At 68.2% G+C, this 12,185-nt stretch carries 14 protein-coding genes; 10 read left to right on the top strand and 4 right to left on the bottom strand.

What is annotated here, in order from left to right; all coding sequences use genetic code 11:
* Positions 1-69: 69 nt before the first annotated feature.
* The 3 genes from E1261_RS04025 to E1261_RS04015 all read left to right on the top strand — a co-directional run bounded on the left by E1261_RS04025 (position 70) and on the right by E1261_RS04015 (position 2,900).
* Positions 70-1,662 carry an FAD-binding oxidoreductase gene (locus E1261_RS04025; protein WP_132401999.1) on the top strand — a complete coding sequence of 531 codons (1,593 nt, stop codon included), beginning with the start codon at positions 70-72 and terminating at the stop codon, positions 1,660-1,662.
* 80 nt (positions 1,663-1,742) lie between these two features.
* The gene (locus tag E1261_RS04020) at positions 1,743-2,228 is read left to right on the top strand and encodes a hypothetical protein (RefSeq protein WP_132401996.1); all 486 of its coding nucleotides are present in this window, start codon (positions 1,743-1,745) and stop codon (positions 2,226-2,228) included.
* Positions 2,229-2,231: 3 nt separating this feature from the next.
* On the top strand, positions 2,232-2,900 hold the full coding sequence (locus E1261_RS04015; RefSeq protein WP_132401993.1) for a hypothetical protein: 669 nt from the start codon (positions 2,232-2,234) through the stop codon (positions 2,898-2,900).
* A 535-nt stretch (positions 2,901-3,435) separates the two neighbouring features.
* Here the strand turns inward: E1261_RS04015 and E1261_RS04010 are convergent.
* Complete coding sequence (locus tag E1261_RS04010; protein ID WP_132401990.1) at positions 3,436-4,533, bottom strand: ADP-ribosylglycohydrolase family protein; 1,098 nt, start codon at positions 4,531-4,533, stop codon at positions 3,436-3,438.
* A gap of 122 nt (positions 4,534-4,655) precedes the next feature.
* Between E1261_RS04010 and E1261_RS04005 the strand changes: the two genes are divergently transcribed.
* From E1261_RS04005 to E1261_RS03975, 7 genes are read left to right on the top strand one after another with little or no spacing between them, the layout of a single operon-like run.
* Positions 4,656-4,865, top strand: coding sequence for a hypothetical protein (locus E1261_RS04005; RefSeq protein ID WP_132401987.1), 210 nt, complete (start codon positions 4,656-4,658; stop codon positions 4,863-4,865).
* Positions 4,866-4,917: 52 nt separating this feature from the next.
* Complete coding sequence (locus E1261_RS04000) at positions 4,918-5,196, top strand: type II toxin-antitoxin system Phd/YefM family antitoxin (protein ID WP_165952351.1); 279 nt, start codon at positions 4,918-4,920, stop codon at positions 5,194-5,196.
* On the top strand, positions 5,193-5,612 hold the full coding sequence (locus E1261_RS03995; RefSeq protein ID WP_132401984.1) for a type II toxin-antitoxin system VapC family toxin: 420 nt from the start codon (positions 5,193-5,195) through the stop codon (positions 5,610-5,612). The genes E1261_RS04000 and E1261_RS03995 overlap by 4 nt, the downstream gene beginning before the upstream one ends.
* 43 nt (positions 5,613-5,655) lie before the next feature.
* Positions 5,656-6,861 (top strand): chorismate synthase, encoded by a 1,206-nt coding sequence (gene aroC, locus E1261_RS03990; RefSeq protein ID WP_132401981.1) that lies wholly within the window; start codon positions 5,656-5,658, stop codon positions 6,859-6,861.
* Positions 6,858-7,358, top strand: coding sequence for a shikimate kinase (locus E1261_RS03985; RefSeq protein WP_132401978.1), 501 nt, complete (start codon positions 6,858-6,860; stop codon positions 7,356-7,358). The genes aroC and E1261_RS03985 overlap by 4 nt, the downstream gene beginning before the upstream one ends.
* The gene (aroB, locus tag E1261_RS03980) at positions 7,355-8,452 is read left to right on the top strand and encodes a 3-dehydroquinate synthase (protein WP_132401975.1); all 1,098 of its coding nucleotides are present in this window, start codon (positions 7,355-7,357) and stop codon (positions 8,450-8,452) included. The genes E1261_RS03985 and aroB overlap by 4 nt, the downstream gene beginning before the upstream one ends.
* Positions 8,453-8,488: 36 nt before the next feature.
* Positions 8,489-9,793 (top strand): GMC family oxidoreductase, encoded by a 1,305-nt coding sequence (locus tag E1261_RS03975; protein WP_132401972.1) that lies wholly within the window; start codon positions 8,489-8,491, stop codon positions 9,791-9,793.
* On the opposite strand, the gene E1261_RS03970 is transcribed toward E1261_RS03975, so the two are convergent.
* Genes E1261_RS03970 through E1261_RS03960 form a run of 3 tightly spaced genes read right to left on the bottom strand, consistent with a single transcriptional unit; the run spans position 9,780 to position 12,119 of the window.
* On the bottom strand, positions 9,780-10,679 hold the full coding sequence (locus E1261_RS03970) for an alpha/beta hydrolase (RefSeq protein WP_132401969.1): 900 nt from the start codon (positions 10,677-10,679) through the stop codon (positions 9,780-9,782). The two genes, E1261_RS03975 and E1261_RS03970, sit on opposite strands and share 14 nt — an antisense overlap.
* Entirely contained in the window at positions 10,676-11,269 is a 594-nt protein-coding gene (locus E1261_RS03965; RefSeq protein ID WP_132401966.1) for a TetR/AcrR family transcriptional regulator, read from the bottom strand. Before E1261_RS03965 ends, E1261_RS03970 begins: the two co-directional genes overlap by 4 nt.
* A gap of 34 nt (positions 11,270-11,303) precedes the next feature.
* The gene (locus E1261_RS03960; protein ID WP_132401963.1) at positions 11,304-12,119 is read right to left on the bottom strand and encodes an oxidoreductase; all 816 of its coding nucleotides are present in this window, start codon (positions 12,117-12,119) and stop codon (positions 11,304-11,306) included.
* Between the last annotated feature and the right edge of the window lie 66 nt (positions 12,120-12,185).

Below are 12,185 nucleotides of genomic sequence, written 5' to 3'. Positions count from 1 at the left end.
GATGGCTGATGTGGGCGGACCTTGAATCTTCGTAGGTTCGTACCAGCCGAACGAAGTGGGGAGAACGTCATGCCAATCAGCCGCCGTGGCTTGCTGGCCGGTACCGCCGCGACCGGAGCCGGACTCGCGGTCCCGATCACCAGCACCGCTACCGCCTCTGCTGTCACCGCTGGAGTTCTGGGCGAAAAGATCCGGCCGGGGGACGCACGGTACGCCGACCTCGTGCAGCGCGGTCAGAACAAGCGGTTCACCGCCAAGCCCGAGTACGCCCGGGTGATCCAGTCGACCGAGGACGCCGTACGGGCTGTCCAGGACGCCGTACGGGCCAACAAGCGGATCGCGATCCGCAGTGGCGGGCATTGTTTCGAGGACTTTGTCGACTCCAGCGAGGTCCAGGTGCTGCTCGACATGTCGACGTACGACGACGTCAGCTTCGACGAGCGCTACCGGGCCTTCTCGATCGGGGTCGGTGCGACGCTGGAGAAGGTCTACAAGGATCTGTTCTACGGCTGGGGTGTGACGCTTCCGGCCGGCGGTTGTCTGGGCGTGGGGGTCGGCGGTCACTTTGCTGGGGGTGGGTACGGGCCGTTGTCGCGGAAGTACGGCTCGGTGGTCGATCACCTGTACGGCGTCGAGGTGGTCGTCGTCGACAAGCAGGGCCGAGCTCGCTCGGTGGTCGCGACCCGCGACAACGCCTACCAGGACCTGTGGTGGGCGCACACCGGCGGCGGTGGTGGGAACTTCGGCCTGGTCACCCGCTACCTGATGCGGTCCGCCGGTGCGACCGGGCGGGACCCGTCGGAGTCGTTGCCCAAGGCCCCTTCTGAGCTGCTGTCGAACATCATCGTCTACGACTGGAAGACGCTCGGGAAGGCCGGGTTCGTCCGCGCGGTCCGGAACTTCTTCGACTTCCTGGAGAAGCACAACACCGCCGATTCGCCGTACGCGACCTTGTACAGCCCGTTCATCCCGACCCCGTCGTCGGTCGGCAACTTCCTGATGTCGAACCAGCTGGACGCCTCGGTCCCCGATGCGGCCGGGCTGCTGAAGAAGTTCACCGACGCGATGATCGCCGGCCTGGACCCGGCGCCGCAGGTGTACGGCGGCGACGCGGGACCGTTCATGCTCACGACGATCCAGCGTTCGATCGCGGCCGGGCCTGGCACGACGCGGAGCAAGTTCAAGGCCGGCTACCTGCGCAAGGGCTACACCGACGCGCAGATCGAGACCATTCACGCGCAGCTCAACGACGCGAACAACACCGCGGCCGAGACCTCGATCCTGCTGGTCCCGTACGGCGGCAAGGTGAACACGGTCGCACCGGACGCCACCGCCACCGCCCAGCGCGACGTGATGGCCAAGATGGTGATGACCGTGAGCTGGACCGAAGCGGCGGAGGACGCCAAGCACCTGGCCTGGATCAGATCGGCGTACGCCGCCATCTATCGGGAGACCGGGGGAGTGCCGGTGCCGAACGCGATCAACGCCGGGTCGTACATCAACTATCCCGATGCCGATCTGGCCGATCCGGCGTACAACAAGTCGGGGGTGCCGTGGCACGACCTGTACTACCTGGGCAACTACCCGCGGCTGCAGCAGATCAAGTCCACCTGGGATCCGCGGAACGTCTTCCGGCACAAGCTGGCCATCCAGCCTGCGTGAAATGGTCGTGAGAGACCGGTGAGATGTCTCCCCCGGAGAGTGGAAGGACGCGAACACCACCCTCGGGGGAGACCACTCTCATGACGTTGCGACGTATCCATCTGGCCGCCGGCGCGGTGCTGGCCGGTCTGGCCCTGACGCTGAGCGGCTGCTCGGATTCCGGCTCGACCGATGCCGGTAAGCAGCCCACCCAGCAGTCCGCGCCTTCTGTCCCGACCACGTCCGGGGCCCCGGAGGTGGACACTGCCGGCGACGGCTCCGCCGAGGGCTTCTGCGCGGCGGTCGAGAGCGGCGGTGGGGTTGATCTCGGCAAGTGGAATCAGCCCCAGAACGACCCGGAGTTGCGGGCCAAGCTGATCAAGCGGTTCGAGGCGCTGGCGGACGCGGCCCCGGCCGATCTGAAGCCGGCCATGCAGGACGTCGCCAAGGGCTACGGGCTGGTCTCGTCGGGCAAGGTGTCGGAGGGCGACCAGGCGACGATCACCAAGTTCGCCACCGCGATCCAGACGCTGAACAAGTGGCTCCAGACCAACTGCCCGAACCTCAAGCTGCCGACGGCGGGCTGAGCGATGCGGATCAAAGCACTGCTGGTCGCCGGGTTCGAGCTCGGCCTGCTGGTCCCGGTCCTGGTCGCTTGCTCGGGTACGACTGCCCCGCCAGGGCAGCCGGCCCGCTCGACCGGCCGGCCCGCTCCGACCAGCGGTTCGGCGACTGTTCCCATGACCTCCGGTACGCCGGTGCCTGGGACCACCGGCGTACCGGACACCAGCGGCCCTTCACAGGGGAGTGGGCCGTTGCCGGCGACGTGCGTGGCGCAGCCGGTAACGGCGCTGTGTGTGACCTTCAACCTGACAGGGGCGACCACGGTGACAGGGTCGAACTGGGTGAACGCCGAAATCCCGGAGGGGAATCTGCCCGATTCGACCTGCCCGGAGTACGGCGCCAGCACGCTGGAGTCGGACGAGCCCGGGCTGCCGAAGGTCACCAAGGTGATCGGCAGCCAGTCGGTGGAGGCGGCGTTCGGCGCAGACAAGGCCGGCGACGGCGCCGGCGTCACAGGCGCCGCGGCCAGCGGCTCGATCGTGGTCGACGACGTCACCTACGAGGCCGAGGACGGTACGGCGAAGATCGACCTCAACCGGGACGGCTCCGGAAAGCTCGTCCTGCCGCGGCTGGTCGGCGGTTCCGGCAGCCTGTCCGGCAGCATCAGCTGGCGCTGCATCGACCCGAAGGAATAGTCCCAAGGCCAGTGTGAGTTAAGGCCTCCCGGCGCTATCCCGGTCCCGCTCCCAATGTCCGAAGGACCTGCAGCCGTGGTCTCGTGCTCTCCGAATCGTCGGACGTCAACCTCGCCCCCGGCCAACGTCCGAAAGATCGGAGGGCCGGTCTCCGGACGTTCGGACGTTAGGGGAAGTCGCGGGAACGCCCCTGCCGGATCCCCTTCCCCAAACCGGTTTGGGGTGGATTCGCGACGGATTTGGGGGGTGGATCCTCCCCACATGCCCTGGCCGCCGGTGCGGGTGCTTCCTAAACCGGTTTGGGGAGGACGATGAGCGCTCCGGGGGGAGTCGAGATCGTCGGGCCGGGAGTCACTTTGAGCACCCATCAACCATCTGGTACCCCGCTGAAACGGTTGAACCGTGCTCAAGGCCGCTTCGACCAACCCACCTTGGGCACGCCTCAACCACCGTACGGTCGCGAGCATGGTTGACCCGTGCTCAACGTCGTACCAGCTCGTGTGGAGAGCGCTGATATCGCCTTGGGGGTAGCCCGCTAGGAGCTTGGGTAGCGAGCCGCGAACCCTGGGTGCGGCTGCGTGCGGGTGAACTCCTCCACGAAGTCGTCAGCCAGCTGGAGAACCACCGCCCGGCCCTCGACGGTGGCGGCGAGCTCCGCAGGCAGCGCCGCCTCACCGTGCAGGGCACCCAGGATGTTCCCGCAGATGGCTCCGGTGGAGTCGCTGTCCCCGCTGTGCGTGACCGCGAGCGCCAGCGCATCCAGGAACTGCTCCGGCTCTTGATGGATGAGCGAGACATAGACAGCGATCGCCAATGCCTCCTCCGCCACCCAGCCCCCGCCGAGCTGATCGACGGAGGCCGGCCGGTGTGCCGGAGGCAACGCCGCCAGCTCCCTCGCATCAGTCAGCGCCTCACTGGTCTCCTCATGCCCTTCGTAGCGAGTCAGCAGCTCGGCCGCGGTATCGAGGGCCGTGTCCAGCGTCGCGCCGCCGCAGATCTCGTGGATGATCGCCGCCAGCGCACCGGAAGCGAGCTTCCCGCTCGGGTGACCATGCGTGTATCCGGCCGTTTCGCTGGCCGCGTCGAACACCCACTCCGTGGTGAAGGTGTCCGGCAGCAGCCCGAACGGCGCGACGCGCATCACCCCGCCGCAGCCTTTGGAATCGTTCACCACCTGGACGCCGTACTGCGTGATCCGTGGCCCGCCATGACGCGCTCCTCGCAGTGCGGCAAGGCAGGTGTTGCCCGGGGCGCGGCGGGCGTACAGCCACTGCTCCGCTTGCAGCCAGCCGTCGCGCTCACCACTCGGCGCGGATCGCTGCTGGGTGTCCAGCCAGCGGTCGTAGGCGTGGTGGACGGGAGCCAGCGTCAGCCCCAGGCCGCGATCCGACCGGACGCCGGCCCGGATCAGCCCTTCGATCGTGAACAGCGTCATCTGGGTGTCGTCGGTGACAGTCCCCGGCGGCCAACCGGCGCCTCCGGTCACGAACGTCCGCAACAGCTGTGGATGCTTCTTGAGGATCTTCCGCCCGCTCTCGAACTCCACCGGAGCCCCCAGTGCGTCCCCGATCGCCCCACCCAGAAGAGATCCGCGCACCCGGCCCCGCCATGTCTCCAGCGCCTCACGATTCATGCCAGGACCCTATCGATGGTGGTGCCAGCGCTACCCCCAAGACGGGTTTCAGCGCCAGTTCGCAACCACGCACGCGCTCCTAGGGTCGTTAGTACCAACAGACGACCGGCAAGGAGCGCACGATGACCACCAGATTCCGTCGGAACGCCGCCCGCGTGGCCGCCGCGGCACTGGCCACCACCGCGCTCACCGGCGCCGCCCTCGCCGGCGCCTCCGCCGCCACTGCCTCCACCTGCGCCGCATCCCCGATCGTGAAGACCTTCGACACCGTGCTGAAGGTCCGCAACGGCTTCGCCTCGGACTCCAGCACCGACTCCACTGCCTGCCGCTGACTTGCGGTCTTCTGTCCAGTCTGTCTAGACTGATGTCTCGAGGTGATGGGTGATGGGGTTCGGGATCGGGAGACTGCGCCAGAGTCATTGGCAACTGCAGGAAGCGAAACAACAGTTCAGTGAGTTGATCCGGGCCGTCCGAGCCGATGGCCCGCAGTTCGTGACAAAACACGGCGAGGAGGTTGCTGTCGTGCTGGACATCGCCGAATACCGGCGGTTACTCGGGGAGGACCAGATGAGTTTCAAGGATTTTCTGCTGACAGGACCTGACCTGAGCATGCTCGAGATCGAGCGCTCCGACGTTCCGGCGCGGCAGGTCGACTTCGAATGAGTTGCTTCCTGCTCGACACGAATGTGGTGTCCGAGCTCCGCCGTCCGCGGCCGGACACCGGGGTGGTCGGCTGGATCGACGCGGTCCGGTCGAGCGACCTGCGCCTCAGTGTGCTGACCGTCGGTGAGATCACCCAGGGGATCGAGCGCCTTGCGCTGCGGGACGTGCGCCAGGCAAAGGCGATCGCCGAGTGGCGCGACCGCCTGGTGAACGGGTACGGCGATCGCATCGCCCCGGTGTCCCGCGAGGTCGCGGAGGCTTGGGGCCGGCTGAATGCCTACCGTCCGTTGCCGGTGATCGATGGTCTGCTGGCGGCGACGGCCGTCGTCCACGACTGGACTCTCGTCACCCGCGACTCCGATGCCGTGACCGGGATCGGCGTCAAGCTGCTGAATCCGTTCTCCGCGTCTGGCTGAGACCGGCGTCCGGGGGTGCGAGCGGGCGTGGGAGGATGGCGGCATGCTGCGCTGGCTTACCGCCGGCGAGTCGCACGGACAAGCGCTCGTCGCCGTACTCGAAGGTCTTCCCGCTGGGGTTCAGGTCACCACGGATGATGTGGCCGATGCTCTGGCCCGTCGTCGGCTGGGGTATGGCCGTGGTGCCCGGATGAAGTTCGAGCGGGACGAGGTGACGTTCCTCGGCGGGTTCCGGCACGGGCTGACCATGGGCAGCCCCTGCGCGATCCAGGTCGGGAACACCGAGTGGCCGAAGTGGGAGCAGGTGATGAGCGCGAATCCGGTGGATCCGGAGACGCTCGCCAACCTTGCTCGGAACGCGCCGCTGACGCGACCGCGGCCCGGTCACGCCGACCTGGCGGGCATGCAGAAGTACGGATTCGACGAGGCCCGGCCGGTGCTCGAGCGGGCCAGCGCCCGGGAGACCGCGGCACGCGTCGCACTCGGTGAGGTCGCGGCCCGCTTCCTGCGCCAGGCGTACGGCGTGACGATCGTCAGCCACGTCGTCGAGCTTGGCACGGTCAAGGCGCCGTACGGCGTGATCCCGTCGTACGCCGATGTCGCCAAGCTGGACGAGGATCCGGTGCGCTGCCTCGACCCCGACGCGAGTAAGCAGATGGTCGCCGAGATCGACGCCGCCCAGAAGGCCGGTGACACGCTCGGTGGTGTCGTCGAGGTCGTCGTGGACGGTCTGCCGCCGGGTCTCGGCAGCTACGTGCACTGGGACCGGCGGCTGGATTCCAAGCTGGCCGGTGCGCTGATGGGCATCCAGGCCATCAAGGGCGTCGAGCTCGGTGACGGGTTCGAGTTGGCCCGCACGCCGGGATCGAAGGCGCACGACGAGATCGTCGCCGAGGACGGGACAGTCCGCCGGACCAGCGGCCGCTCCGGCGGGACCGAGGGCGGGATGAGTACCGGTGAGACGCTGCGCGTCCGCGCCGCGATGAAGCCGATCGCGACCGTGCCGCGGGCGCTGCGCACGATCGACACCAGCACCGGCGAGGCCGCGGCTGCGCATCACCAGCGCTCCGACGTGTGCGCCGTACCGGCGGCCGGGATCGTCGCCGAGGCGATGGTGGCGCTGGTGCTGGCCGAGGTGTCGCTGGAGAAGTTCGGCGGGGACTCGGTGACCGAGACCGCGCGCAACCACCAGTCGTATCTGGCAGGCCTGCCGACCACGATCACGCCGCGGGAGTGGACCGAGCAGTGAGCCCTGTCGTTGTTCTTGTTGGTCCGCCCGGTTCGGGCAAGTCGACCATCGCCGCGCTGCTGGCCGAGCGGCTGCAGGTCGCGCACCGCGACACCGACGCCGATGTCGAGACCGGTGCGGGCAAGCCGATCTCGGACATCTTCGTCGACTCCGGTGAGGCGCACTTCCGCGGATTGGAGCGCGCGGCGATCGTCGCCGCGCTGACCGGCGACGGCGAGGTGCTGTCGCTGGGCGGCGGCGCGATCCTGGACCCGGCAACCCGCGCGGACCTGGCCGGGCACACCGTGGTCTTCCTCGACGTAAGCCTCGGTGAAGCAGCCAAGCGGGTCGGGCTGAGTGTCGCCCGGCCGTTGCTGCTCGGCAACGTCCGCACACAGCTCCGCACGCTGATGGAAGCTCGCCGCCCCCTGTACGCCGAGGTCGCCAAGCTGACGGTGCAAACCGACGGCAAGACCCCGGAGCAGATCGCGGCCGAGATCCTGGAGCACCTCGGATGACGGAACAGACCCGGATCCGCGTGGCCGCCGCGGCGCCGTACGACGTTGTCATCGGCAACAATCTGCTCGGCGAGCTGCCGGGGCTGCTGGGCGAGGGTGTCCAGCGGGTCGCGGTGATTCACCCGCGCGCGCTGCGGACTAGCGGTGACGCGATCCGCGACGACCTGGTCGGTTCCGGGTTCACCGCGCACGCGATCGAGATCCCGGACGCCGAGGAGGCGAAGTCCGCCGAGGTGCTGGCGTACTGCTGGACGGTGCTCGGGCAGGCCGGGTTCACCCGGTCGGACGCGATCGTGTCGATCGGCGGCGGGACGACCACCGACCTCGCCGGGTTCGTCGCCGCAACCTGGTTGCGCGGCGTGAAGGTCGTGCACATCCCGACCACCCTGCTCGGCATGGTCGACGCGGCCGTCGGCGGCAAGACCGGCATCAACACCGCCGAGGGCAAGAACCTGGTCGGTGCTTTCTGGGAGCCGGCCGGTGTCCTCTGCGACCTCGCCGCCCTGGAAACCCTGCCCCGCCACGACTACGTGAGCGGTCTGGCCGAGGTCGTGAAATGCGGCTTCATCGCCGACCCGGTCATCCTCGACCTCGTCGAGAAGGACCCCGCCGGTGCCTCCACCCCGGCGTACGACGCAACTGCTGAGCTGATCGCCCGCTCGATCCAGGTCAAGGCCGATTCGGTCGGCGCGGACCTCCGCGAGCGCACCACGACAGCGGGCGGCGCGATCGGCCGCGAGGCCCTCAACTACGGTCACACCCTCGGCCACGCCATCGAGCGCGCCGAGCGCTACAAGTGGCGCCACGGTGCCGCGATCAGCATCGGCATGGTCTTCGTCGCCGAGCTGGCCCGAGCCGCCGGCCGCCTCGACGACCCCACCGCCGACCGCCACCGCGCCGTACTGGAGTCTCTCGGCCTGCCCACCAGCTACCGAGCCGACGCCTGGCCGCACCTCCAGGACGCGATGAAGCTCGACAAGAAGACCCGCGCCGACCGCCTCCGCTTCGTCATCCTCGACGCCCTCGCCAAACCGGCCATCCTCGAGGCGCCCGATCCCAGTCTCCTGATCGCGGCGTACGGCGAAATCAGCTGATCGATTGCCTCCGCGCCGGGTGGGTACGGGCGGAGGATGCGATACGACACGATCATCGTCGGCGCCGGCTCGGCCGGCGGGGTACTCGCTGCTCGCTTGACCGAAGACCCGGCTGTGTCGGTGCTGCTCATCGAGGCGGGCCCGGATTTCGGCGGCACCATCGACGGCCAGCCTGCGGAAGTCCTCGACGCGGCGGATGCCGGTCCGACCAGCTACGACTGGGGTCACGAGGCCCGGCTCGGTGCGCTCGAAACGTCCTCGCCTGTCTTTGCCGGCCGACTGGTCGGCGGTAGCAGTGCGACGAACAACGTGATGGCGCTGCGCGGTCAGCCCGACGACTACGACAGCTGGGGTTTGCCGGCCTGGCAGTACGCGGGCCTTGAGCCCGCGTTCGAACGCGCCGAGCAGATGGTCAACGTCAGGCGCTACTCCAGCGACGAGATTTCACCAGTCCAGCAAGCGTTCCTAGAAGCCTGTACGGCGATGGGCCGGCCCGAGGTCGACGACCACAACCTGCCCGGTGCGACCGGTGCCGGGGTGATGCCCGTGAACGAGGTCGACGGGATCCGGCAATCCACGGCACTCACCTATCTGGCGCAAGCCCGGCAGCGGCCGAACCTCACTGTTAAGGCGGACACGGTTGCCGAGGTCGTGCTGCTGGCGAACGGACGTGTCGCAGGTATCCGGACCGCCGCCGAGGAGATCGAAAGCGATCGGGTGATCCTGTGTGCGGGCACTTACGGCAGCCCCGCCATCCTCCTGCGCTCCGGCATCAACAATGCAGGCGTCGGAGCGAACCTGCACGATCATCCGCTCCTGCGGCTGCGGTTCGAAGCCGACGGCGAGGCGGCAACCCAGCCACGGCAGACGCTGCTCACCACAGATGATCTCCAGATCTTTCCGAGCGGCATCGAGAACGGCGAACTGACCGTGCTGGTTGCTCTGCTCACGCCGCGATCACGGGGCAGCGTTGCTTTGTCGAACGGCGAACTGGAGATCGACAACGGCCTGCTGTGCGAGCCGGATGACCGAAGCAGCCTCCTCGCGGGCGTGGACCTGGCGCGTGAACTCGTGGCGACCAAGCCCTTGGCGAGCCACGTCGGCGCGGAACTGACGGCCGATGCCGATCTGGTTGCCGAGTGCCTCAATGTCTATCAGCACCCGGTCGGCACCTGCGCGCTCGGCAGCGTCGTTGACGAGGCTGGCAACGTCTTCGGCGTCGACGGCCTGTCCGTGGTGGACGCGTCGATCATGCCGACCATCCCGCGAGCCAACACCAACCTGCCTACCTTGATGCTCGCCGAACACCTCGCCGAACACCTCGCCGTCAGTCGGCGTTGAGTGCTTGGTCCAGTGCGGTGAGCTGGGCTTTGGTGAAGGCCTGGGAGATGGCCGCTTTCGGTTCGGTACCAGCGAAGTTGTGGTACCCGCCGGGCGCTAGGTGCAGGGTGCAGGGGACGCCGGCCTGCTGAAGTCGCTCGGCGTAGCTGACGGTTTCGTCGTAGAACAGGTCGTTGGTGCCGATGCCGATCCACGCGGGCGGCAGGCCGGACAGGTCGTCGTACCGGGCTGGTGCCGCCAGTGGTGACACGGTGGTGGCCGGGCCGAGGTAGGCGCCCCAGCCGAAGCGGTTGCTGGCCGGGCTCCAGAGGCGAAACTGCCGGGCGTCGATCTCGGTGCGCGTGGTGGTCCGGTCGTCCAGCATCGGGTAGGACACCAGTTGCAGGACCGGGTGAGTCTCGCCACGCTCCTTTGTCAGTAGGGCTAACGCGGCCGCGAGACCGCCGCCTGCGCTTTCGCCGCCGATGGCGATGCGGGCCGGGTCGATGTCAGGTTGGCGGGCGAGCCATTGCAGCGCGGTGTAGCAGTCCTCGAGTGGTGCCGGGAACGGGTGTTCGGGGGCAAGCCGGTACTCGACCGAGACGACGACGATGTTGAGTTCATCGGCGACCTTGCGGCAGAAGGTGCTGTCCTGAGCTGCGTCGCCGAGCACCATTCCGCCACCGTGGATCCAGAGCAGTGCCGGCGTCCTCGGCCTGGACTCGGCCGGCCGGAAGACGTGGACCGACACGTCGTTGTCTACGGCAACGATCTGCGCGTCCGGTCGCCGGGCGCGTCGGGCGAGCTTGGTGAGGACGCGGAGCGTGGGAAGCGTTCGGGCGGTGATGATGGTGCGGGGGAGGAAGCGGGCGGCCCGCAGTTGCGGGTCGAAGGGTTGCCCGGTCATGGCCCGGTCTCGGCTTCCACCAGGGCCAAGGCGTTGCGGAGGCCCTGCTCCAGGAGGTTGTCGGAGAGCTTCCGGTCTGTCAGAGCGCGGGCTAGTTGGAGCGTCCCGGCCATCAGGCCGAGGAGGCTGAGGGCTTTGATGCGAGCCGACGCCGGATTTTCGGGGGTCATGCGGGCGGCGAGGCCGTCGATGACCACCAGTACGCCGTCGGTGTAGGCCTGCCTGACTGTGTCGTTGTTGCTGCGCGCGATCTCGTCGAGCAGAGCGGCGTTGGGGCAGCCGTCGACGGGGTTGTCGCGGTGGTCGGGGGACAGGTACCAGCGCACGATCTGTTCGAGGCCGGCGGCGCCGGGGGCGGCCTGGGCGACGAGGTTCGCCTGGAGAGTGTCCAGCTCGCCGGCGATCGCGCTGGCGACGAGGCTGTCCTTCGAGTCGAAGTGGGCGTAGAAGGCGCCGTTGGTCAGGCCCGCGTCCTTCATCAGCGTCGCGACTCCGGAGCCGTCGATGCCGTCCCGCTTGAACCGTCGGCCGGCCGTCGCGATGATCCGCTGCTTCGTCTCCTGCTTGTGGTCTTTCGTGTAGCGCACCATGGGGTTCTCCTCCGTCTCGGGCGATCGGCCTCGATCAGCTTGGCATCCGGTTGAATCTGCGGATCACGCGGTCGAAGGCCCGGGGCGGGGCCAGGCGGTACACGGCGTTGATGGTCCGGGCGGTCGTGCCCGCGGTACGCCGTAGTTTCGGGTTCCGGTCGGTGGCTGCCGCGACGATCACCTTGGCGACGACGGCGGGTTCGTCACCGCTGCTGAGGTTCTTCGCCAGCAGTTCGTCGTAGTTGCGCCGTCCGGCCGCGTAGAGCGGCATCGGGGTGTCGGCCTCCACGCTGTGGCCTGCGAACGGAGTGTTGATCGGGCCGGGCTCGACGAGCAGCACGCGCACGCCGTACTCGCGGACCTCGTGGTCCAGCGACTGCGCGTACCCCTCGACCGCGTGCTTGGTCGAGACGTAGACGGACATGAATGGGCTGGGGACGAACCCGCTGAGTGACGAGACGTTGATGATGCGTCCGTGCCGTCGGGCGCGCATGTGTGGCAGAACCGCCTTGGTCATCCGGATGACGCCGTACACGTTGATGTCGAAGATGTCCTGGGTCTGGGTGATCGAGAACTCCTCGGCTGCGCCGGTCGAGCCGACACCGGCGTTGTTGACCAGTACGTCGATCTGCCCGAACCGGTCGATCACCTGCTTGACCGCTGCGGCGACCGATTCGTCACTGGTCACGTCGAGGTCGAGGAAGGTCACTCCGGCCGGTGGGGTGGCGTGCGCGGTGCTGCGGCCGGTCCCGATCACCTCGAAGCCCGCGGCGGCCAGCGCGATCGCGGCCGCCTTGCCGATGCCTGAGGTGGCGCCGGTGACCAGCGCGACCTGCTTGGTCGATGTCATCGTGGGGCTCCTTCGCTTTGAATTACGATCGTTTGTCTTACGACCATAATCCTTTAAAGGATGCAG

This window comes from Kribbella albertanoniae (genome assembly GCF_004348455.1).
Classification (GTDB): Bacteria; Actinomycetota; Actinomycetes; order Propionibacteriales; family Kribbellaceae; genus Kribbella; species Kribbella albertanoniae.
This window is presented reverse-complemented; position numbering and strand designations above follow the sequence as displayed.

Bases quoted from the DNA above. Each gene is read 5' to 3' on its own strand.
- E1261_RS03995 (WP_132401984.1), top strand. From the start codon at position 5,193: ATGAGTTGCTTCCTGCTCGACACGAATGTGGTGTCCGAGCTCCGCCGT.
- E1261_RS03975 (WP_132401972.1), top strand. From the start codon at position 8,489: ATGCGATACGACACGATCATCGTCGGCGCCGGCTCGGCCGGCGGGGTA.
- E1261_RS03965 (WP_132401966.1), bottom strand. From the start codon at position 11,269: ATGGTGCGCTACACGAAAGACCACAAGCAGGAGACGAAGCAGCGGATC.
- E1261_RS04015 (WP_132401993.1), top strand. From the start codon at position 2,232: ATGCGGATCAAAGCACTGCTGGTCGCCGGGTTCGAGCTCGGCCTGCTG.
- E1261_RS04025 (WP_132401999.1), top strand. From the start codon at position 70: ATGCCAATCAGCCGCCGTGGCTTGCTGGCCGGTACCGCCGCGACCGGA.
- E1261_RS03970 (WP_132401969.1), bottom strand. From the start codon at position 10,679: ATGACCGGGCAACCCTTCGACCCGCAACTGCGGGCCGCCCGCTTCCTC.
- E1261_RS04020 (WP_132401996.1), top strand. From the start codon at position 1,743: ATGACGTTGCGACGTATCCATCTGGCCGCCGGCGCGGTGCTGGCCGGT.
- E1261_RS04005 (WP_132401987.1), top strand. From the start codon at position 4,656: ATGACCACCAGATTCCGTCGGAACGCCGCCCGCGTGGCCGCCGCGGCA.
- E1261_RS03960 (WP_132401963.1), bottom strand. From the start codon at position 12,119: ATGACATCGACCAAGCAGGTCGCGCTGGTCACCGGCGCCACCTCAGGC.
- aroC (WP_132401981.1), top strand. From the start codon at position 5,656: ATGCTGCGCTGGCTTACCGCCGGCGAGTCGCACGGACAAGCGCTCGTC.
- E1261_RS04010 (WP_132401990.1), bottom strand. From the start codon at position 4,533: ATGAATCGTGAGGCGCTGGAGACATGGCGGGGCCGGGTGCGCGGATCT.
- E1261_RS04000 (WP_165952351.1), top strand. From the start codon at position 4,918: ATGGGGTTCGGGATCGGGAGACTGCGCCAGAGTCATTGGCAACTGCAG.
- aroB (WP_132401975.1), top strand. From the start codon at position 7,355: ATGACGGAACAGACCCGGATCCGCGTGGCCGCCGCGGCGCCGTACGAC.